At 71.8% G+C, this 21,819-nt stretch carries 15 protein-coding genes; 14 read left to right on the forward strand and 1 reads right to left on the reverse strand.

The features are described 5' to 3' along the window. Positions 1-105 precede the first annotated feature (105 nt). On the reverse strand, positions 106-1,887 hold the full coding sequence (locus ACTIGN_RS28750; RefSeq protein ID WP_439630381.1) for a hypothetical protein: 1,782 nt from the start codon (positions 1,885-1,887) through the stop codon (positions 106-108). Positions 1,888-2,580: 693 nt separating this feature from the next. Here ACTIGN_RS28750 and ACTIGN_RS28755 point away from each other — a divergent pair. From ACTIGN_RS28755 to ACTIGN_RS28820, 14 genes are all read left to right on the forward strand, one after another. Further along, complete coding sequence (locus tag ACTIGN_RS28755; protein ID WP_439630383.1) at positions 2,581-4,245, forward strand: DUF1549 domain-containing protein; 1,665 nt, start codon at positions 2,581-2,583, stop codon at positions 4,243-4,245. Positions 4,246-4,344: 99 nt separating this feature from the next. Further along, positions 4,345-5,613, forward strand: a complete 1,269-nt coding sequence (locus tag ACTIGN_RS28760; protein WP_439630385.1) for a DUF1501 domain-containing protein — start codon at positions 4,345-4,347, stop codon at positions 5,611-5,613. 442 nt (positions 5,614-6,055) lie between these two features. After that, a complete protein-coding gene (locus tag ACTIGN_RS28765) occupies positions 6,056-7,792 on the forward strand; it encodes a sigma-70 family RNA polymerase sigma factor (protein WP_439630387.1) in 1,737 nt (578 codons plus the stop codon). Between the two features lie 30 nt (positions 7,793-7,822). Then, on the forward strand, positions 7,823-9,856 hold the full coding sequence (locus ACTIGN_RS28770; protein WP_439630389.1) for a DUF1588 domain-containing protein: 2,034 nt from the start codon (positions 7,823-7,825) through the stop codon (positions 9,854-9,856). A gap of 31 nt (positions 9,857-9,887) precedes the next feature. Then, complete coding sequence (locus ACTIGN_RS28775) at positions 9,888-10,433, forward strand: hypothetical protein (RefSeq protein ID WP_439630391.1); 546 nt, start codon at positions 9,888-9,890, stop codon at positions 10,431-10,433. A 64-nt stretch (positions 10,434-10,497) separates the two neighbouring features. Beyond that, a complete protein-coding gene (locus ACTIGN_RS28780) occupies positions 10,498-11,877 on the forward strand; it encodes a DUF1552 domain-containing protein (protein WP_439630393.1) in 1,380 nt (459 codons plus the stop codon). 92 nt (positions 11,878-11,969) lie between these two features. Further along, positions 11,970-14,174 (forward strand): C2 family cysteine protease, encoded by a 2,205-nt coding sequence (locus ACTIGN_RS28785; RefSeq protein ID WP_439630395.1) that lies wholly within the window; start codon positions 11,970-11,972, stop codon positions 14,172-14,174. A 16-nt stretch (positions 14,175-14,190) separates the two neighbouring features. Further along, entirely contained in the window at positions 14,191-15,075 is an 885-nt protein-coding gene (locus ACTIGN_RS28790; RefSeq protein WP_439630397.1) for a hypothetical protein, read from the forward strand. 239 nt (positions 15,076-15,314) lie between these two features. Then, positions 15,315-17,192 (forward strand): DUF1549 domain-containing protein, encoded by a 1,878-nt coding sequence (locus tag ACTIGN_RS28795; protein ID WP_439630399.1) that lies wholly within the window; start codon positions 15,315-15,317, stop codon positions 17,190-17,192. A 27-nt stretch (positions 17,193-17,219) separates the two neighbouring features. Then, positions 17,220-18,521, forward strand: a complete 1,302-nt coding sequence (locus tag ACTIGN_RS28800; protein WP_439630401.1) for a DUF1501 domain-containing protein — start codon at positions 17,220-17,222, stop codon at positions 18,519-18,521. Between the two features lie 55 nt (positions 18,522-18,576). Next, on the forward strand, positions 18,577-19,461 hold the full coding sequence (locus ACTIGN_RS28805) for a beta-propeller domain-containing protein (protein ID WP_439630403.1): 885 nt from the start codon (positions 18,577-18,579) through the stop codon (positions 19,459-19,461). A gap of 419 nt (positions 19,462-19,880) precedes the next feature. Then, positions 19,881-20,171, forward strand: a complete 291-nt coding sequence (locus ACTIGN_RS28810) for a hypothetical protein (protein ID WP_439630405.1) — start codon at positions 19,881-19,883, stop codon at positions 20,169-20,171. A gap of 44 nt (positions 20,172-20,215) precedes the next feature. After that, entirely contained in the window at positions 20,216-20,605 is a 390-nt protein-coding gene (locus ACTIGN_RS28815) for a hypothetical protein (RefSeq protein WP_439630407.1), read from the forward strand. Positions 20,606-20,612: 7 nt separating this feature from the next. Continuing rightward, positions 20,613-21,819 (forward strand): alpha-hydroxy-acid oxidizing protein (locus tag ACTIGN_RS28820; RefSeq protein WP_439630408.1); only part of this gene is annotated, 1,207 nt, incomplete at its 3' end.

Here is a 21,819-nt window from a genome sequence, read left to right on the forward strand (position 1 = left end):
AACAGCTGGTTGGTGGGGCAGGCATTCGTGCCTGCCTCCAACCGCTTCCGGAGGCAGGCACGAATGCCTGCCCCACCAACGGCAACTGATCCACGCGATCCGGTATCATTGCTTCAGTTTGGGCGGCCCGGCCATCTTCCCGAAGGCGATCTTGCCGCCGTCGAAGTCGATGGTCTGCCCGCCGATCGTCACCCTGGTGCCGTCGAGCTTCGGCTCGGGGTGGGCCCCGCTGGACAGCGACAGGATGGCGTAGGGCGTCTTCCCCGCCGTGCCGGTGAACACCTTGGCCTTCGGTCCCGAGGTACCGGCGAGCTTGCCGTCCGCGGCCGGCCCCGCCACCACCACGAGCGCGTCGGCCCCGGACGCCTTGCTGTAGTCGACGCCGACCGCGGTGTCCTCGCCGCGGCACACGCCCGAGCCGTCCTCGGCGGGGGTGCAGGTGGTCTTCATCCCCTCCCGGCCGGCGAGCGTGCAGAAGCTCAGCCGCATTCTCAGGCCCCGGACCATGACCCGGTTCTGCGTCTTCTCCGCCGCCAGCGTGCGCGAGCCGAACAGCACGCCCACCGCGATGTCGTCCGCGTCCTTCCACTGGTTGCGGAACACGTAGTGCCCCATCGTCGCGTCCTGCGCGACCCTCGGCACCAGTTCCGCAGGGTTGCGGGGCTCGACGCCGATGGGCCAGTTGACGAGTGCGAACAGCCCGCGGTGCGGGTAGCTGAACACGTCGAACGACTTCTCCCCCGGTTGCAGGTGCGTCGGGTAGGTCGCCGCCTCGGTCGGCTCGACGAGGTTCTTGTACGTCCACAGCATGGCGGGCTTGCGCTCGCTCCGGATCGCGCCGAACCCCTGGCAGAAGTAGGCCGAGTGGCTGCCGCCCGCTTGCAGGAGGAAGTCGCTCCCGTACCCGGTGTTGAGGGTCACGCCGGTCCACGCCGGGTTCAGGTAGAACGGGCCGTCGCCGGCGTTGACCGTTTCCATCACGAACCGGAGGCTGAGCCACTCGCCGGTGGGGTGGGGCGTGACCCAGTCGCGGCCGGCGCAGACGCGCTGGGCCTGGAGCCACGGGACGAACGTCCACGTGCTGGCGATGGTCCCCGGCCCGGCGTGCTCGCCGAAGTACCCGCTCTCGCCGAAGTCCTGCGTCAGCACCTTGCGGGCGTTCCTGTCGATCCCCTCCTGGTACTTCGCGAGTTGCTTGTCGTCGGCGCCGGGGTCGCCCTTGATCGCCAGCACGGTGAGGCCCGCGCCCCCGACCTGCAGGGCGAAGTGGTTGGAAATCTTGTTGGGGTTGTCGGGCGAAAGGGAGAGGCGCTCGAGCGAGGCGTTGCCGCCGCGCTTCTTGCACTTCTGGTTCCAGGTCTGGATCCACTTCACGATCTTCAGGCGGTACGCCTCGTCCCACCCGCCGTAGCAGAGGTCGTAGGCGAGGGCGATGGCGTACAAGGACGGCCCGGCCCGCATCGGCTCGTCGGGCGGGTTGACGCCGTACCGCTTGTCGCGGTCGGTCTTGCCGGCGAGTGCCAGGTCGACCGAGGCGCGGCCGAGGTCGGCGTACTTCTTCTCGCCGGTGAGGGTGTACAGGAACCCGAAGGCGGCCCCGTCCCAGAGGGTGTAGGCGTCGTCGTCCCGGACCCTCTCGGCGCCGCCGAGCAGCGCCTTCGTCCGCGCGACGATCGCCTTGCCCTCGGGGGTTTCCGCACGCTTCCGCAGCGCGGGGACGTCCGCCGCGCGGAAGAAGAGGCGGGGGTGCTCGCCCGGCTTCGGCTCGGTGAACTCGGTGAGGCGGCCGGGCAGAGCGTCCCTTGCACCATCCGCCGCCCAGCTCCGGGAAACGAGCCGGGGGTGGAGTGCCGCGACGAGCGGCAGAGTGAGGAGTGCGATTCGCACGGCGTGTGACATTCGGAACGGCTCGGACTGGGGGAGCGGGTCGGAGAGAGGGCGGCGATCAGGAGTGAATTCCCGATCAATGTAGTGAGTGCAGTAAGCTATGTTCCATAGATCACCAATGTCAAGACCAAAATGCGATTGGTTGTGCGACAAATGCGGGCGCTCACGCGGTGTCGATCGACCACTTGCCTTGGAGATCGCATACCGTGTGACGAGGCGCGAGTGGGTCGTGGTCCCACATCTCTACTCGTGCTGTCGCCGCCGACCGGTTCCAATCCGGGACATCCGTCCGAGCGGCGACCTCGGCCGGCCCCGGAACCATCTGCGGCTCGTGTGGACAGCATTTCCGAACAGGACCGACTCGGTGGGGGGGGATTCAAGACACACTGTCAATTTGTAACTGAAGCGAAGTCTGAGATCGGCCCCGACCCGATCGTCGGGTGTAAACCACTTTGTAATAACGCTTTCTATCCGACGGCGATCGGTGTGGTATGCGGTGGGTGGAGCCGGCGGCTTGGGTTAGGTGGAATTGCCCGAAATCCTGGGTCCGGTCGGGTATCTATTGGCGACCGCACCGCGCCCATACGAGGCAAGCAGGTGAGATTAGCACTGGATTCTTGTTGCACAAAGTGCATTCAACCGATACCCTGTTATCAACTGGGGACGGTTCATCGCTCTGTTTTGGCGGTCGCCATGCTTCGAACTACGCTCACCGGTTTTGCACTCCTGATCGGGTTCACCGCCCGGGCCGCAGAACCGAGACCCGCTGCCGAAGTCGCCAAGCAAATCGATGCGGCAATCGATCAGCATCTCGCGGCATCCAAGATGGCGCCGGCGCCGCAATCCGGCGACGCCGAGTTCCTGCGCCGCGCGTACCTCGATGTCACCGGCCGAGTGCCCACCGCCAAGCAGGCCGCCGCGTTCCTCGATTCCACCGGCGCGGACAAGCGCACCAAGCTGATCGACGAGCTTCTCGCGTTGCCCAACTACGGCGACCAGTTCGGTCGCACCTGGCGCGACTGGATCGCCCCGCCGGAGCTCCCGAGCGATGTCAACAGTGGGAAGCAACCCCTTGCCGCCACGCGGAATCTCGGCAACTGGTTCGCGGCCCGTTTCAACGCGGACGACGGGTGGGACGTCATCGTCCGCAAGGTGCTCACCGCCGACGGCACCCTCAAGGACCAGCCGCAAGGAATGTTCTTTTCCCTTGCCGGCGACGACACCGGCCGGCCCTCGCCGGGCGGCGCGACCCGCGTCGTCGGCTCACTGTTTCTCGGCCTGCAGCTGCAGTGCGCCGAGTGCCATAAGGACCCGTTCAAGGACTACAAGCAATCCGACTACTGGGGGCTGGCCGCGTTCTTCCGCAACGTCAGCTGGAAGTTCCAGGGCAGCGATCTGGAGATGGTGACCGAGGCGACGGCTCCCGCCGTTGCGGCCCCGAAGGCGAAGCCGGGCGCGAAGGGCGGGCTGCAGTTCAACCCCGACAAGGCGCCGTTCGGATCGATCACGATCCCCGCGGCCGCGTTGAGGAATTCCGGGACCGTCATTCCGGGCAAGTTCCCGGAAGGGGCGAAGCTCGTCGCCGAGCGCGGGGTCTCGCTGCGGTCCGTCATCGCCGACTGGCTGACGGCCAGGGAGAACCCCTATTTCGCCCGCGCCTTCGTCAACCGCACGTGGGCCTACTTCTTCGCCCGCGGCATCGTGAACCCGATCGACGATCTGCGATCGGACAACCCGCCGAGCCACCCGGAACTGCTGGACCTGCTCACCGAGGAGTTCGTCGCGAGCGGCTACAAGGTGAAGCACCTCGTGAGGTGCGTCACCGCCACGAACGCGTACCGGCGAACCAGTCGGCCGGCGAAAACGGACGCCCCTGGTCTCGTCGCCAAGTTCGGCCGCATGCCCGTAAAGGTCCTGACGGCGGACGCCCTGTACGATTCGCTCCGGCTCGCCTTCGCCGAACCCGTGATCGACCTGAGGAGCTACAACCCCAAGGAAGCCGGCGGCTTCGGCGAGAGCAGCCCGGTCGGGTCCGCGTTCGACGAGTTCGCCAAGTTGTTCGTGACAAACGAAGACGACGCCACCGACTTCACGCACGGCATCCCGCAACTGCTCGCGCTCACCAACCACCCGCGATTGCGGAGCGGGGGCAAGGCGATCGACGACATGGTGAAGGCGAAGTTCGAGCCGGCCGCGGCGGTCCAGGCGCTGTACCTCGCCACACTGTCCCGCAGGCCGACGGCGCAGGAGTCGGCGGACGCCCTCGCGTACATCGCCGGCCGCGGCGACCCGAGAAAGGGGTACTGCGGCGTGCTGTGGATGCTGGTCAACCGCACCGAATTTCTGGTGATCCGATAATTGGTTGTGGCGATCCGGGTGGTGCGAGCCCCCGGACGCGTTCTGCACACTGGGCTGGTGCGACCCGGCCCGACAACACGAAGTGGCGGGTCTATTCACATGCGGCACTCCCTCCTCCGGCGTGAGTTCCTTCACCTCTCCGCCGCCGGGGCGATCACCGCGGCCGGCGTGCCGTGGTTCCACGCGCTGGCCCGAGCCACGGGTCGGCAGCCGAAGGCCAGATCGAAGTCCTGCATCCTCCTCTGGATGGACGGCGGCCCCAGCCAGGCGCACACCTTCGACCCGAAGCCCAAGGGTCAGTACGACTCGATTCTCTCGGCCGTGCCCGGCGTGCGGGTCACCGAGTACCTGCCCAAGATGGCCGAGCGGATGAAGGACGTGGCGCTGATCCGCAGCATGACGACGAACGAAGGGGAACACTACCGGGCCAAGTACCTCATGCACACCGGCTACACCCGCCTCGGCGGGTTCGAGCACCCGGCCCTCGGGTGCATCGCGTCCTCAGAGGTCGGGAAGAAAGACGGCGAAATGCCCAACTTCGTGACCATCGACGCCGGGTTCGACAAGGGTAACGGCGGCCGGCTCTACCGCTCGGTGCCTACCTACCTCGGTGTTCAGCACACTCCCCTCGCCGTCAGCGATCCCTACAAGGGGTTGGAAAACATGGGAGGTGCCGACCCGGACTTCGACGCCCAACTCGAGCTGCTGATGAAATCGGAAAGGCTCTTTGCGGGGGAACTCGATGCGCCGCCGGTGAAGGCCAAGCAGGCCGCGTTCGAGCGCGCCCTCGCACTCATGAAGTCGAACAAGGTCAAGGCCTTCGACGTCGATCGGGAACCGCAGAAGACGCGCGACGCCTACGGGAAGCACAAGTTCGGCCGCGCCTGCTTGATGGCCCGCCGGTTGATCGAGTCGGGCGTGACGTTCGTGGAAATCTTCCACCGCGGGTGGGACGACCATGAGGGCGCGGTAAAGCGGGTCAAGCCGCGGTGCGAATGGTTGGATCCCGCAATGGCCACACTCATTTCCGACTTGAAGGACCGCGGCCTCCTCGATTCTACGCTCGTTGTTTGGATGGGGGAGTTCGGGCGCTCGCCGGGTGACGGCTCCAACCACTACTCCCGCGCCTGGACGACGCTCCTCGCGGGCGGCGGCATCAAGGGCGGGCAGGTCGTCGGCAAGACCGACGAGAAGGAGAAGAACCCCGGCGGCACCGTCGTCGAACGCCCCGTCACCGCCGCCGACTATTTCGCAACCATCTGCAAGGCCCTCGGGATCGACCACGAAAAGGAAGTGATGGCCCCCGGCGACCGCCCGATGAGACTCGTGGACAAATCGGGCAAGCCGATCGAAGAAATGTTCAGCTGAGCCGACGGGTCCGACCATATTCTAGAACCCCCTATCAGAAGCTCATTTCGACTTCGGTTCAAAATGCTTTAAGGGTCTTTCCGCAATCGAATCGATTGCGACTTCGCCGTCCTATTCACGCTCCATCTCCGCAGCCGGAACGTCTGTCGCGGGTCAGCGGTGCTCGGAGATGGGTTCCCCCTGTCCGACGGGTTTGACGGGTTTCAAGACACACTGTCAGTCTGAAGCGAAGTGTAGGATCGGCGCCCCGATAGTTAAATCGCAAGTCATCTTGTAATAACGCTTTGCATTCGACGGTGGTCGGCCAGTGGGTCCGGCGGCTTGAGGCGGGCGGAATTCACCGAAATCCGCGGGCCGGGCGGGTATTTATTGGCGACCGCCGTCCGCCCGCGGTGGAAGGACGGCGTAAGGTCACCCGATGCGCGACGACGAACTACTCAGAATGTTCCAGGAAGACCGGAGCTCCGGGGCGTTCGAGACCCTTGTGGGGCGGTACGCCGGGCTGGTCTACCACACCTGCGCGCACGTGATCCGAGATCAGCACGAGGCGGAGGACGCGGCCCAGGCGGTGTTCATCGTGCTGTTCCGCCGCCCGCCCGCTCGTCCGCCCACGTCCCTTGCCGGGTGGCTGTACATGGTCGCACGCAAGACGTCCGCGAAGGTCCTCCGCGACCGCGCCGCCCGCGCCCGGCGCGAGGCCGCCGCGGCCGCACAGGTGGGGGCCCGAACGGACCGGCCGGAGGCCGATCTGGCCGAGGCGCTCCACGCGGCACTGAACCGGGTGCCCGCGGCCGAGCGGGAGGTGCTGATCCTCCGGTACCTCCAGGAGCGGAGCGTCCGCGACGTGGCTGCCGCGCTCGATTGCTCCGTCGCGACGGTCTCGGAGCGAGCGGCCAAGGGGCTCAGCCGGATGGCAAGGGTGCTCAGTGCCACCGGCCCGGCGGTCACGGTGCCCGCGGTCTCGGCCGGCCTGGTCGCACTCGGCGGGGCGTGCGCCGCGGCGGCACCCGTGGCGTCCTCTGGTGTGCTGGTGCCGGCGTCCTGGAGCCCCCAGGCGGTGGCCCTTGCCGACGCGGTCGAACTCCGGATGTGGGTGGCAAAAATCGTGGCGTGGGCGTTCCCCAGCGCCGTGCTCGCCGCGGCACTCGGCGTCGCCGCAGTCGGACTGTCACCCCGGCCGCCGGCCGCCCCCCCGTCCGAGCCGGAGCGGCCGGCGGGCGACGCGGGCGTGGCCGCCGGGGCCGGACCGGTCGCCGAAAGGGTCGCGATCGGAACGGCCGGACCGGTCGCCGGCTTCGCGGTGTCCGCCGACGGTCGCCGGATCGCCGTCCTCCACGAGAACCGGGCGCTGGCCTACTACGAGACCGCGTCCGGTGTCCGACTCGGGGACGTGGTCGTCGAACTGCGGAGCCGCGAGAAGAACAACCCCCGGGTCCTCCGCGGCCCCCGGTCCGTGGCGCTGACCGTTGGACCGGCGGGGGCCCGCGTCGCGGCGCCGGAATCCGATTGGGAGTGGTACCTCCACCTGATCGACCCGGTGACCGGTCGGGACGACGGCCTCCCGATGCCGGCCGGCCTCCCGCCGGCGAGCGCCATTGCGTTCGGGCCGGGCGGCCGCACCCTCGTCGCGGCCCGGACCACCGCCTCGGCCGCGGACCCGGACAGGACCAAGGGGATCGAGGTGCGCCGCCTGTCCGACGGGAAGCTCGTGTGGGGCCGCGCCGTGCCGCTCCGGTCCGTGGCCGTGGCGGCGAGCGCCCCCCTGTTGGCCGTGGGGACCACCGCCGGCGGGGTGGAGGTGCTCGACGCCGAGACCGGGGCCGTGCGGCGGTCCTGGCCCGCCGCGGGTGGGCCCGTTGTGGCGGTCGGCATCAGCCCCGACGGCCGCCGCGTGGCCGCCTCGGACGGGGGCACCGTTCGCGTCTACCGGGCGGACGCCGACGGGCCGGTCGAGACCCGCCCGGCCGGCCGCGAGCGGTGCCGCGCGGTCGCACTCGACGCCGACGCGCTGACGGCGGTGTACGAGACCCGTGCGGTTCGGGTGCGGGCCGGGGCCGAGCGAGAGGTGCCCTTGCCCCGGGCGAGCCGGCTGTCCCTGTCGGCGGACGGCCGCGTGGTCGCTCTCCTCGGCGCTGGGGGCGAACTCACCGTACACGCCCTCGCGGACCCCAAGAATTGAATTGATCCCGATCGCCATCAGGAGCCGTCCATGCGCCTCTCCCCCGCCCTCGCGGCTGTCGCGGTGACCGCCGGCACGGCGACGGTCTCGTCCGCCGCCGACCCGCTCGCCGACCCCGCCCGGGCGTTCGTGAAGGCCCACTGCGTGAGGTGCCACGGGGCCGAAAAGCCGAAGGGCGAGTTCCGCCTCGACGGGCTGACCGGCGACTTCGCGGCCGGGGCCGACGCGTGGGCCGCCGCCCTCCGAGCGGTCCGGGCCGGGGACATGCCGCCGGCGAAGGAACCGCGGCCGGACCCGAAGGCGGCCGCCGCGGCGATCGCCTGGATCGAAGCGGAGTTAGCAAAGGCGGGCAAGTCGGTCGCGAAGCCGCAGCCGCAGTACGGCAACGAGCAGGCCCACGAGCCGCTCTTCGACCCGGCCAACGCGACGCTCCCGGCCTCGACGCCCGCGCGGTACTGGCGGCTCAGCCCGCACATCTACAAGCAGTACATGGCGAAGCAGCACCCGGCCGGGAACAACCTGGTCTCGCCGTTCAACCCGCTGCTGGGCAACGGGTTCAAGGACTACGCCCTGCCGCTGGCGATCGACGAACCGGTGGCCGCGCTGCTGTGGCTGAACGCCGAGGCGCTCGCGAGCGCCCGGTTCAAGACCGACCCGAGGACCGGCAAGCTGGACAAGCCCGCGTACAGGGAGATCGGCGAGGCGCTGGACGAAAAGGTACCGCTCACCGACCCGGTGCTCGGGAGGGTCGTGGAGGAGGAGTTCAAGAAGGTGCTCGGCCGCGACCCCACCCCGGACGAGCGGGCCCGGTGGGTCGGGCAGATGAGGGCCAACGTCGCGGCGGGCGGGCGGGCCGTCGGCGTGCGGATGACGGTCACCGTGCTCTACCTGCACCCCGAGGTCGTCTACCGCAAGGAAGTGGGCGAGGGGACCCCGGACGCCCACGGCCGGCGGGTGCTCTCGCCGCGGGAGCTCTCCTTCGCGCTCGCCTACGCCCTCGGCGACAAGGGCCCCGACGTTGCGCTGGCGGGTGCCGCGGAGAGCGGGAAGCTCACCACCCGGGAGGACGCGGCCCGCGAGCTGAACCGACTGCTCGACGACCCGAAGTTCGAGAAGCCCCGCATCATGCGGTTCTTCCACGAGTACTTCGGCTACCGGAACGCGGTGAACGTGTTCAAGGACGACCGGCAGTGCTACCCCGCGCAGGCGGTCCGCGACACCGACGCCCTGATCGAGTACGTCCTCGCCCGGGACCGGGCGGTGATCGCCGAGCTCCTCGCCACCGAGGCGGTCTTCGTGGGCAAGCACCACGGCGACCCGAACGAACGCCCCTACGTCATGTACGGGCTGGCCGCCAACCCGCCGGGCGCGGGGGCGAAGGCGGTGAAGGTCGCGCTGCCGCCGGGCCAGCGGGCCGGGGTCCTGACGCAGCCGAGTTGGCTCATCGCCCACAGCACGAACTTCGACAACCACCCGATCGCCCGGGGCCACTGGGTCCGCGAGCGGCTGCTGGGCGGCACGATCCCCGAGATCCCGCTCGACGTCGACGCGCAACTCCCGGACGACAAGGACAAGACGCTGCGGCAGCGGATGCACGTGACCCGCGCGGACTACTGCCTGGGGTGCCACCGGCGGATGGACCCGCTCGGCCTGCCGTTCGAGATGTTCAGCCACACCGGCAAGTTCCGCGAGGCGGAGACCGTCCTCGACCCGGGCGCCCCGCCGGCGGGGAAGAAGGCCGCGACCCGGGACGTGCCCGTCGACGCGTCGGGGGTCCTCGACGGGACCGGCGACCCCGCCCTCGACGGCCCCGTGACGAACGCGGTCGAGATGATGCGGAAGTTGGCAAAGTCGCCGCGCGTGGAACAGGTCTTCATCCGCCACGTGTTCCGATACTTCATGGGCCGCAACGAGACCCTCTCGGACGCGGGGACGCTCCAGGCGGCGCACAGGGCCTACCGGGATTCCGGCGGGAGCTTCCGGGCGCTCGTGACTTCGCTGCTGACGTCCGACTCGTTCCTCTACCGCACCGGGAGCGCCCCGCCGCCCCCGCCGGTGAAGTGACGCCGTCCCGAACGCGCCGAGAGGGGCTCAAATGATCCGGTTCGTCGCTTCGATCGTGCTGCTCGCGCCCCTGTGCGCCCCGGGTGCCGACGCGCCGGTGCCCTCCGAAAAACTCGCGAAGCACCTCGGGCCGAAGGTCCTCGAGTACCTCAAGCGGGTCGAGAAGATCGAGGCCTACAAGGTCGGCCAGCTCGACGAGAAGAAGGCCGGCGACGCCGACCGCGTCTCGGGGCGGGTGGCCCTCGGCGAGGCCGCGGCGCTGACCAAGGAGCAGGCCGGCGAGCTCCTGAAGGCGCTGCTCGCGGACGACACCTACTTCCGCTCCAGCTCGCTCGGGACCACCGGCGCCGCCGTCGGCTACCGGCTCTGGACCGACCGCAAGGAGTGCCTCGAGGCGAGCTGCTGCCTCAAGAAGGGCAACCTGCGGTTCACCCTGAAGGACGCCGAGGGAAAGGTCGTCTTCGACCGCGGCGTCGGCGGGTTCCGCGACGACAAGGCGAGCCCGATGCGGGCGCTCGCGGCCGCCGTGTTCCCGGACGACAAGGACATTGCCGGCGTCGCGCCCAAGAAGCCCTAGCGCCCCGACCGGACCGACCGGACCGACCGGACCGCCCCGCACCAACACCCCGGAGATGTGACCCGTGCTCCCCACCCGCCGCTCGTTGCTCAGTCGCCTCACCCTCGGGGCCGGGGCCGTCGTCCTCGACCCGCTCGTCCGCCAGCTCGACGCCCAGGCCGCCGGCTCCCCCGCGCGGCCGACCCGGTTCCTGTTCGTCATGCTGCCGAACGGGTGCCCGGCGACCGAGATCAACCCGGTCGACTTCCCGCTCCTGAAGCTCGGCAGCCGGCAGGGGCTGACGGTCGAGCCGATCGGCGACCGCAAGCTCCACCCGTCGATGGCGGCGGTCGAGAAGTACAAGAAGAAGGTCACGGTCCTGCAAGGGGTCTCGGGCACCTGCGCCAACTGCCCCGGCGCGGAGGAATCGCTCGGCGGGCACTCCAAGGCGTGGTCGGCGCTCGGGGCCTTCATGGCCATGAACAACACCGTTCCGGCCGCGACCGTGGACTGGGCGCTCGGCCGGAAGCTCGGCGGGCTGTTCACGAACATCTGCCTCGGCGTGTCGAAGGACCCCTCCACGAGCATCGTGTACGACATGTCGGCGGCCGGGCCGGGCCGCAAGAACCCGACCCTGTGCCACCCGGCGATCGCGTACAAGGCGCTGTTCGGCGGCGTCGCCGGCGGCCAGGCCGCCCGGGAGTTCGCGGTGCGGACGAACCTCCTCGACTTCCTTGCGGAGGACGTGAGGGCGATCCGGGCCGCGGTCGGCGCGGCCGAGAGGGACAAGCTCGAGGCCCACCTCGACGCGTACGAGGCGATGCGCGGCCGGCAGTCGAAGTTCGAGGCGCACAAGGAGCGGTTACAGAAGCACCTCCCCCCGGTGACCGACAAGTTCACCTCGAAGGTGGAGACCGACCGCCTCACGGCCCAGTTCGACCTCGCCGCCGCGGCCCTCGCCGGGGGGCTGACCCACTCCGTCGTCGTCTCGTGCGCCGGGGGGCGGGCGTTCGACAGCTTCGTGTTCACCGGGCTGGGCATCGACATCGGCCTCCACGGCATCGGCCACAACAAACCCGAAGTCTACCTCGGCTCGATGCAAACGATCCGCACCTACATCTTCGAGCAGATCGCTTCGGTAATGAAGAAGCTCGAAGCGATCCCCGAAGGCAACGGCACGATGCTCGACAACACCCTGATCGTCTTCACCAGCGACTTCGGTGAGAACCACCACGCCCAGACGAAGGAGTGGCCGTTCGTCCTGATCGGCGACCTCGGCGGGCGGGTCAAGTCCGGGAACGTCCTGGTCTACCCGCCGTGGGGCCACAAGGGGCACAAGGCGCTCAACAACCTGTACACGACGCTCATGTACACCGTCGGCGAGCAGCCGAAGACGTTCGGGACCCCGGACGTCAAGCTCAAGGACCTGGACATGACCGGGCCGCTGCAAGAACTCCTGGGCTGACGGCCGGCCGCGCGCCGCGGCCCGACCGCTCCCAGCTGACCGATTCGCCCGTTCCTTACCCGTCGCGGATTCGTCCGCACCGAGGGCCCTCCATGCCGACCGCGCGACCCGCTCCGAAGCCCCCCCGCACCCGCCTCACCGCCGAGCCCCTCGACGCCCGGGTGCTGATGTCCGGGACCGGCCTGACCCGCGAGGTGTGGACCGGGCTCGCCGGGACCTCGCTCGCCCCGCTCGCCGCCGCCATTGCCAGCGGGGTGGCGCCGACCACCGTGGGCACCATCGGGGCCGACGGGCTGTTCGAGGCCCCGCGCAACGTCGGCGACAACTACGGCCAGCGGGTCCGCGGCTACTTCGAGGCCCCGGTGACCGGCGAGTACCGGTTCTACCTCGCGGCCGACGACCACGCCGAGTTGCGGCTGTCGACCGACGCCTCCCCCGCGAACGCCCGGGTCATCGCCTCGGTCACCGGGTACACGGGGTCCCGCCAGTGGACCAAGTTCGCGTCCCAGGCGTCGGCCCCGGTCGCCCTGGTGGCGGGCGAGCGGTACTACATCGAGGCGCTCCAGAAGGAGGGCCGCGGGGCGGACAACCTGGCGGTCCGGGTGGACGTGCCCGGGGCCCCTCCCTCGACGCTGCCGGCCCCGGCGGGCCTGTTCGACGCGTTCACCATCGCCCCCCCGCCGCCGAACGCGGCCCCGACGGTGGCGGCGGCGCCGGCCCCGGTCACCGTGGCCGGGACCTCGACGGCACTCTCGGCCCTCGGGGCGGACGACGGGGGCGAGGCGGCCCTGCGGTACACGTGGTCGGTCGCGGCCAGGCCGAGCGGCGCGGCCGACCCGACGTTCGCGGCCAACGGGACCAACGGGGCCAAGGCGACCACGGTCACGTTCTCGAAGGCCGGGTCCTACACCCTCCGCCTGACGGTCACCGACGCCCAGGGGCTGAGTGCCACCCGGGACGTGGCGGCGACGGTGGCCCAGACCGTGACGCAGGTCGCGGTGACGCCGGGCTCGGCGACCGTGCCGGCCGGGGGCACGCGGCAGTTCGCGGCGACCGCCCGGGACCAGTTCGGGGCCCCGCTAGCGGCGGCCCCGGCGTTCCAGTGGGTCGCCACGGGGGCCGGCACGATCTCGGGCACCGGGCTGTTCACGGCCGGCCCGGGCGGCGGGTCCGCGACCGTGGCCGCCCGGGTCGGGTCGGTCACCAGCCCCGCGGCGGCGGTCACGGTCACCCCGCCGGCGACCACCGACTGGTACGCCCAGAACCTGCTCGACGACGAGGTCGAGGGCCTCACCCGGGGCCTGGCGGCCGACGGGCAACTGAGCCGGCTGGACTGGCTGGGGATCCTGTCGAGCGTCCAGGACAACAACGTGGTGGACGCCAACGAGGTCGCCGACCTGCAGCGGCTGGTCGTCGCGGTCCCCCTGTTCAGCATCCCGGACCCGACCCGGTGGCTGGCGAACCGGATCGCCACCGACGCGGTCGCCAACATGCTCGGGTCCACGTTCCAGACGGAACTCGTCGGCCGCTGGTTCCTCGGCACCGTCGCCCCCACGCCGGTGTTCAACGGGCGGACCTTCACCTACGCCGTGGCGAGCGGCAACCTGTACGGGGCGGGCGGCCCGCGGATCGGGGACATCGACCAGGGCGGGCTGGGCGACTGCGCGTTCCTCGCGGCCCTCGGCGCGACCTTCGGCCGGCAGCGGGACGACTCCGGGAACGCCACCAGTGCGGTGATCCAGCAGATGATCACCGACAACGGCGACGGCACCTACTCGTTCCGCTTCTACAACCACCAGACGTTGCAGGCCGAGTACGTGACGGTCGATCGGCGGATCTACACCGGGGGTGCCAAGCGGAACGGCGGCATCTTCTGGGTCGCCCTGACGGAACGGGCGTACGCCCAGTACCTCGAAGGTCGGTCCGGCACGCCCGGGTACAACCAGTTCGGGAACGGCGACAGCCTGGGTCGACCGCTTTACTACGTGACGGGGCGGCAACCGGCGTACATCGATCCGAACAGTTCGACGTTCTTCTCGCAGCTCCAGTCGGCGCTGAGTTCCGGGCGGTACGTTTCCACCGCGCGGCTCGGCTCAAACACTCAGTACGTCGTCGGCGGCCACGCCTACACGGTCACCGACGCCTACGTCGACGCCGGCGGGGTCCAGCGGATCGTGGTCCGGAACCCGTGGGGCGTCGACGGCCGCACCGCCAGCGGGGTCTCCAACGACGGGTTCATCGACCTCACGCTCGAGCAGTTCCGGGCCAGCATGAACTACGGCGTGAACGTCGCGTGACCGAAGGGAGAGGGCCATGAGTCGTTCCTCGACAGCCGGCGGCTGCGAGACCCTGCCCGCCGCGCCGTGGGACACCCCGGCCGGCGGGCTGGGGTCCGTGACCGCCCGGTGCCCGACCTGCGAGTGCCGCGTCGACGTCCCGGTCGGCGGTGCCGCGCTCGCGTGCCCCCGGTGCGGGGACGACATGGTCGTCCCCGTGCTCTCGGCCGACCCGTTCCCGGGGGTGGCCCACGGCATCCCGCTGGCCGAGGCGCCGCCGCTCCCCACGGAGAAGGGGCCGGCCCCGGCGGCGGTTCGGGGCGAGGACGCGGCGGCGCACCTGGCCTGGTTGCAGGCCGAGATCGGGCGGTTCGACGCCCACGTGACGCGGCAGCTCGCGGCGTGCGTGGCCCGGCGGCGCGACGCGGAGGCGGCCGCCGCGCGGGCCGAGTCCGACCTGTACGTCCGCGAAATGGCGGTCGCCCGGCGGACGGCCGCCGCGGACGCCCGGGACGCCGCGCTCGCGGCCCGGGAGGCGGACCTCGACCTGCAAACCGCCGCGTTCCGCGAGCTGCAAACCGAGGTCGCGACGCAGGTGGACACGGCCGTCGAGCTGCAGCGGCAGCGAACCGCGTTGACCCGGGGCGTCGCCCGGCTCGAGGACCGCCGGCAGCACCTGCGGTCCGAGGTCGCCCAGCTCGAGGCCGTGGTGGCGCAGCACGCCGCCGCGGCGGCCGGTCTCGCCGCCCGGGCCGCGGCCCTGGACCGCCGGGCCGACGCCCTCGAGCGCGGCGAGCGGGACCTGGCGGCCCGCGGGCTGGAGGTCGATGAGCTCGAGGAGCGCCTCCGCCGCGAACTCGAGGCCGCGGCCGGCCGCCCACCGTGTCCCGGCCCGGGGCGGGCGGCGGGCCGGCCGGCGTGACCCCACCCGCGGCCGGGCCGCGCGACGGCCGACGAGCGGCGGGCGTGTTCGGCGAACGCCGCCCCGGTGGTGCCGGAGTGGAAGGCGCGGCGGCCGTTGACTGCGCGTCCGACGTGCGGGGTTCTTGAGTCGCCGGTGGGGAGTGTGGCGGTCCGCCCGCACGGCGCGGGTTCGCCGCGCCCCGCCGAGCCGGTCCGCTGTTCCGTGCCCGACTGTCGTCCCTTGTGCGAGGTGCCGCGATGCTCCCAGTGGTCGTCCTCCTGATCGCCGCGCCCCCCGGCCCGCCGACGTTCGAGGCCGACGTCCGCCCGGTCCTGGCCGCGCGGTGCCAGTCGTGCCACGCCGGCGACGCGCCCAGGGCCGGCCTGGACGTCCGGACCCGCGCCGCCCTCCTGAAGGGCGGGAAGGCCGGCCCCGCCGTCAAGCCCGGGTCGCTCAAGGACAGCCCGCTCTGGCTGAACGTCTCGACGGACAAGATGCCCGCGGCCAGGGACAAGCTCACCGACGCCGAAAAGGCCACGCTCCGGGCGTGGATCCTGGCCGGGGCGCCCGGCGAGGGGGTCGCGGCCGCGGCACCCGGCGCGGTCGAGGGCGGGGCCGCCGCCGCACGCGGCCCGGCGGCGAAGCGCGGGGTCGCCGCGACCGCGAAGGCGGTCGACGACGCGATCGACGCGGCCCTGGCCAGGGCCAAGGTGCCCGCGGCCCCGGCGGCCGACGACGCCGAGTTCCTCCGCCGCGCGTACCTGGACCTCGCGGGCGTCATCCCGACGGCCGAGCGGGCCGCCGCGTTCCTCGACGCCCGGGACCCCGACAAGCGGACCAAGCTCGTCGACGAGCTGCTCGCCGCCCCGGCGCACGGCCAGTTCGAGGCCGCCCGGTGGGCCGCCCGCCTCGCCCCCGAGGAGCCGGCCGTGCGGCCCAAGCTCCAGGCGTGGCTGGCCGACCAGTTCAACCAGGGCCGCGGGTGGGACGCGACCGTGCGGGACCTGATCGGGGCCACCGGGACCGGGCCGGAGACCGGGTTCGTCCTGGCCCACGTCGAGAACAAGAAGCCGTCGCCCGAGAAGCTCGCCGGGGCCACCGCCCGCCTGTTCCTCGGCATCCAGCTCCAGTGCGCGGAGTGCCACAACCACCCGTTCTCCGACTGGACCCAGACCGACTTCTGGGCCCTGGCCGCGTTCTACAGCCGGGCCCAGGTGTTCTCCAAGCCGCCGGCCGGCCTGCGCGACGCCGAGGCCCCGCTGGTGAAGCCGGCGGTGAAGAAGGGCGCGCCCCCGGTCGACCTGTCCGGGGCGGTGATCCTCATCGGCCCGGACGCGGGCCGCGGGGCCGGCAAGCCGGTCCGGGCCAAGTTCCTCGGCGGCCCCGAGCCGAGGCTGGACGCCGCGGGGCCGTTCCGGCCGGCCCTCGCCGCGTGGGTGACCGCCGCCGACAACCCGTTCTTCGCTGAGGCGGCCGTGAACCGGGTGTGGGCCGACCTGTTCGGCCGCGGCCTCGCCAACCCGGTCGACGACCTGTCCCCGGAGAACCCGCCGACGCACCCGGCCGTCCTGCGGGCCCTGGCCGACGAGTTCCGCGCCTCCGGGTTCGACCGGAAGCACCTGGTCCGGTGCGTCACCGCCACGGCCGCGTACCGCCGGACCAGCCGCGGCGCGGACCCGCCGGACGGCCCCGGGTACGCCCGGGTGCCGGTGAAGGTGATGGCCGCCGGCCCGCTGTTCGACTCCCTGGTCCGGGCGACCGGGGTCAAGGACGTCCCGCTCGGCACCGGGCGGGGCGGCAAGGGGTCCCGCGAGGCGTTCGTCCGGTTCTTTGGGGTCCGCGACCCGAGCGCCCCCGCGACCGAGTACTCGCTCGGCATCCCGCAGGCGCTCGGGCTGCTCAACGGCCCGGCGTTCAACCGCCCGGTCCCCCTCGTCGAGCAACTGGTCCGGGAGAAGGTGCCCCCCGACCGGGCGGTCGAGCGGCTGTTCCTCGCGGCCCTGTCGCGGCGGCCGACGCCCGACGAGGCGAAGGCGCTCGCCGAGTACGCGGCGAAGCGGCCCGACCCCGCCGCCGGGTACTCGGGCGTCCTGTGGGTGCTGCTGAACTCCCCCGAATTCGTCCTCGTCCCCTGACCCCGACCCGTGCCCGGAGACCTCCCCGTGACCCCGCTCACCCGCCGCGAGTTGTTCCGCCTGTCCGCCGTCGGTGCCGCGTCCGCGTCCGGCTGGCTCGACGCCCTCGCCGCCCACGCCGGGGCGAGCCCGCCGGCCGCCCCGAAGCGGGCCAAGCGGTGCGTCCTCCTGTGGATGGACGGCGGGCCGTCGCACCACGACACGTTCGACATGAAGCCCGACGCCCCGGCCGAGTACCGCGGCGAGTTCAGCCCGGTCGCGTCGTCGGTCCCCGGGCTCCAGGTGACCGAGACGTTCCCCCGGGTGGCCAAGCTCATGCACCACGCGGCGGTGGTCCGCGGGATGAGCACCGGGGAGTCCGAGCACGGCCGGGCGCGGACGTACCTCCACACCGGGTACAAGGCCGGGGCCGGCGGGATCGACTACCCGACGATGGGCTCGCTGCTCACGGCCTCGGGCGAACCGGGCGACGCGGAGATGCCGAACTTCGTGGTCACCGGGATGCACCTGAACCCGGCCACCTGGTCGTACGTCGCCAGCCCCGGGCACCTCGGCCCGCGGCACGCCCCGCTCATCGTCGCGGACTCGGCCGGCGGGGTCCCCAACCTCAAGCCCGGGGTGCCCGACGCCGAGTTCGCCGACCGGGTCGCGGTGCTCGACAAGATGACGAGCGGGTTCCTGCGGGACCGCCCGGTCCCGGCGGCCGCGGCCCAGGCGACCGCGTACCGGCGGGCGGTCCAGCTCATGCGGTCCCCGAAGGCCAGGGCGTTCGACCTGGGGGCCGAGCCCCCCAAGGTCCGCGAGGCGTACGGGGACCACGCGTTCGGCCAGGGGTGCCTGCTGGCCCGCCGGCTGGTCGAGGTGGGGGTGCCGTTCGTCGAGGTGTACCACTCGCCGACCCCCGGCGGGTGGGACTCGCACGAGGGGAAGCGGGCCAAGGAGGTGAAGACACTGGCCATGCCCCAGCTCGATCAGGGCATGAGCGCGCTGCTCACGGACCTGAGCGACCGCGGGCTCCTCGACTCGACGCTGGTGGTGTGGATGGGCGAGTTCGGGCGGACCCCGAAGATGAAGGCGGACGGCGGCCGGGACCACTACTCCCGCGCGTGGACGACCGTGCTCGCCGGCGGCGGGGTCAAGGGCGGGGCCGTGGTGGGCCGCACGGACAAGACCGGCGCGACCGTCGAGGACCGCCCGGTGTCGGCGGCCGACTTCATGGCGACGATCTGCCACGCGCTGGGCGTCGACGCGGACGCCGAGTTCAACGTCGCCGGGCGGCCCGTGCGGGCCGTCGAGAAGCGGGCCAACCCGCTCACCGAGCTGTTCTGACCCCCGCGTGCTCGCGTTCCGAACCCTCCCCGCTCCGCTCCCGAAAGGTGCCCCGATGACCCGTCCCCTGATCCTCGCGGCGTGCTGCGTCTACTTCGCCGCCGCGCTCGCCGCCGCCGACGAGCCCAAGCCCGTGCGGCACGCCCTGGTCGGGGTCGCGTTCGCGACCTCGGGCCGGGCGTTCGTCGTGGACGCCGACGGCAAGGTGACCTGGGAGTACCCGGTCAAGGCCGCGCTCGACGTGTGGCTCCTGCCCAACGGGAACCTGCTGTTCCCGTCCCGCGGGGTGGGGATCATCGAGGTGAACAAGGACAAGGAGGTCGTCTGGCAGTACAAGATGGACGCGGCCACCGAGACGTACTCGTGCCAGCGGCTGGCCGACGGCACGACGGTCATCGGCGACAACAACAACCGGCGGATCATCGAGGTCGACAAGGACGGCAAGGTCCTCCGCGAGACCAAGGTGAAGTCGCACGGCCACTACGGCCTCCGGTCGGTCCGCAAGCTGGAGAGCGGCAACTACCTGGTGTGCGAGCGCGGGGCCGGCGCGGTCCGCGAGTACACCCCCGAGGGCAAGGTGGCGTTCGAGTACAAGGTCGGCGGGCCGCTGTCCGCCGTCCGCCTGCCGAACGGCAACACGCTCATCAACACCGCCATCAAGGGCCTGTGCGTCGAGGTGAACCCGAAGGGCGAGGAGGTGTGGAAGGTGACCCGGGACGACGTGCCCGCCGACCTCCGGCCCCAGGGTCAGGGGCGGGGGAGCGGGGTCCAGCGGCTGCCCAACGGCAACACGGTGGCGTGCTTCGAGGGCGCGATCTACGAGTTCACCCCCGAGAAGAAGATCGTCTGGCACCTCAAGGACGGCCCGGTCAAGGGAATGATGAACTTCCAGATCACCGACGTGCCCGGCGACCCGACCAAGGGCGAGGTCCTGCGCTGAGGCTATCGTGAGCCGCGCATCTCGGTCGTGTGGGCACCTTTTCCAGCAGCCCCCGGGCGACTCGGTGCCGAGCGGCCGCGGTCGCGGTCGGGGCCGCCCACACCGCCGGCAGGTCCGCCGCCGTCGCGCAAATCAATGGCAACGCGGTGGCACTCAGCCTCGCCGGGGCGCCCCGTTCCGGACGTCTCGGCGGTCGTGGCCGAGCCCGTTCTGGCCGCCCACGATGTGAGTTCCGGTCCCCGGACCCGCACCCGCACCGCTTGTTCCCATGCGACCGCTCGCACCGGCCCAACGGCCCTTGTTCCCCCGCGCACCCGGTAATGGTGAGGCCATGAAATCCGGGACCGCCCCTGGAAAAAGTGAATTCAGTAGTGTATAAACAAATTCAGTGCTCCGACGTGCCCAGCCTGAGAACCGCCATGGTCGTGCGGCCCACGGAACTCGTCGCGGTCCCGGTTCTCCGCTCGATCCGCCGGGCGGCCGACGAGCCGGGCCCCGTCGATCCCAGTCCCGACTGGTGCGACGACGAGTCGGCACCGCACGTCGTGGGCGTCGTGGAGGCCATCCCCCCGGACACGCCAGAGCCCCCGGTCGGTCCCCCGCCGGCACCGGCCCCGTCCGTCGTGCCGCTCCCGGCGGTCGTCTTCTTGGCCCTCCTCGTGGTCGGGTACGCCGCGGGGTTCGGAATTGGGTTGTTCGCGCCACGCTGAGCGTGCGCCCGGCAGGTTCGTGACCAGCACCCGTGGAGGCAGCCGTGACGTTCGATCCCCGCATCTCCCTCGCGGCCGTTCTGGCCGCCCTCGGCGTGGCCGCCGCGGCGGCGCTCGCGACCACCACTCCCGTGGCCCTGCCCGTCGCCCCCCAAGCGTGGCACGACGACGCGGCCGAGCGGGACCGAAGCGACGTTCTGGATGCGAAGTTCGACGCCATCTGCCGCCGGATCGACGCCAAGTCGCGGGTGGTCGACGCGGTCCGCGGGGGCCGCGTGACGTGGGGGGAGGGCGTCGAGCAGTTCCACGGGATCATCGCCGGCGACCCGGAGGTGCTCGCGATCCTCCGCGACCGGTTCCCCGGGCGGACCGACGCCGAGCTCGCCGAGCAGAACCTCCTCCAGCACCTGTCCGTCGCCCCCGCGGCGCAGTGAGGGCCCCATGCCGAACGTGACGAGTCGGGCCGAGTTGGTGGTGGACCGGACCCCGCCCCCGGGGCGGCCCGCGTTCCAGACCGGGCGGCAGCTCGCGGTCTACCGCGCCGGCCCGCGGGCCGCGTCGAACGCCATCCCCGTCGCGGCCGAGGAGCTCGCGGCCCGGGCGAAGGCCCGGCTGTCGCCCGAGGCGTGGGACTGGATCGCCGGCGGGGCCGGCCGCGGGGAGACGGTCCGCGCCAACCGCGACGCGTTCGCCCAGTGGCGGATCGTCCCGCGGGTGCTGTGCGACGTGGCCGACCGGGACTTCTCGACCGCCCTGTTCGGCGCCCGGCTCCCGGCCCCGCTCCTGTTCGCCCCGGTCGGGGTCCAGACCCTCCTGCACCCGGACGGCGAACTGGCCACGGCGCGGGCGGCCGCGGACCTCGGGCTCCCGTTCGTCCTCAGCACGGTCGCGTCGAAGTCGATCGAGGACGTCGCGGCCGCGGGCGGGCCCGGGCCCCGGTGGTTCCAGCTGTACTGGTCCCGGGACCGCGAGGTGACCCGGAGCCTCCTGCGGCGGGCCGAGCGGGCCGGGTACGCCGCGGTCGTGGTCACCCTCGACACCCCGATCCTCGGGTGGCGGGAGCGGAGCCTGGACCTCGGGTACCTCCCGTTCCTGCGCGGCGAGGGGCTCGCCAACTACACGTCCGACCCGGCGTTCCGGGCCGGGCTCCCGGGGGGCCGGGCCGACGACACCCGGGCCGTCGTCGAGCACTACCTGCGGGTGTTCTCCAACCCCGGGCACACGTGGGACGACCTGGACGACCTCCGGGCCATGACCCGGCTCCCGGTCCTGGTCAAGGGGGTCCAGCACCCCGACGACGCGCGGCGGGCGGTCGACGGCGGGTGCGACGGGGTCGTGGTGTCCAACCACGGGGGCCGCCAGGTCGAGGGCGCGGTCGGCTCGCTCGAGTGCCTCCCCGGGGTCGCGCGGGCGGTCGGCGGGCGGGTGCCGGTGCTGTTCGACTCCGGGGTCCGCCGCGGGGCCGACGTGGTCAAGGCGCTGGCGCTGGGGGCGGCGGCGGTGCTGGTCGGGCGGCCGTACCTGTGGGCCCTGGCCGTGAACGGGGCCGACGGGGTCCGCGAGTTCGGCGTCAACCTGCTCGCGGACCTGGACCTGACGCTGGCCCTGGCGGGGAAGCGGACCCTCGCGGGCCTGGGCCCGGAGGACC

The organism is Gemmata sp., assembly GCF_051859125.1.
Taxonomy (GTDB): domain Bacteria; phylum Planctomycetota; class Planctomycetia; order Gemmatales; family Gemmataceae; genus Gemmata.

What these genes read in the sequence shown, in the direction of transcription:
- ACTIGN_RS28755 (WP_439630383.1), top strand. Translation starts at nt 2,581, where the DNA reads ATGCTTCGAACTACGCTCACCGGTTTTGCACTCCTGATCGGGTTCACC.
- ACTIGN_RS28760 (WP_439630385.1), top strand. Translation starts at nt 4,345, where the DNA reads ATGCGGCACTCCCTCCTCCGGCGTGAGTTCCTTCACCTCTCCGCCGCC.
- ACTIGN_RS28765 (WP_439630387.1), top strand. Translation starts at nt 6,056, where the DNA reads ATGTTCCAGGAAGACCGGAGCTCCGGGGCGTTCGAGACCCTTGTGGGG.
- ACTIGN_RS28770 (WP_439630389.1), top strand. Translation starts at nt 7,823, where the DNA reads ATGCGCCTCTCCCCCGCCCTCGCGGCTGTCGCGGTGACCGCCGGCACG.
- ACTIGN_RS28775 (WP_439630391.1), top strand. Translation starts at nt 9,888, where the DNA reads ATGATCCGGTTCGTCGCTTCGATCGTGCTGCTCGCGCCCCTGTGCGCC.
- ACTIGN_RS28785 (WP_439630395.1), top strand. Translation starts at nt 11,970, where the DNA reads ATGCCGACCGCGCGACCCGCTCCGAAGCCCCCCCGCACCCGCCTCACC.
- ACTIGN_RS28790 (WP_439630397.1), top strand. Translation starts at nt 14,191, where the DNA reads ATGAGTCGTTCCTCGACAGCCGGCGGCTGCGAGACCCTGCCCGCCGCG.
- ACTIGN_RS28795 (WP_439630399.1), top strand. Translation starts at nt 15,315, where the DNA reads ATGCTCCCAGTGGTCGTCCTCCTGATCGCCGCGCCCCCCGGCCCGCCG.
- ACTIGN_RS28805 (WP_439630403.1), top strand. Translation starts at nt 18,577, where the DNA reads ATGACCCGTCCCCTGATCCTCGCGGCGTGCTGCGTCTACTTCGCCGCC.
- ACTIGN_RS28810 (WP_439630405.1), top strand. Translation starts at nt 19,881, where the DNA reads ATGGTCGTGCGGCCCACGGAACTCGTCGCGGTCCCGGTTCTCCGCTCG.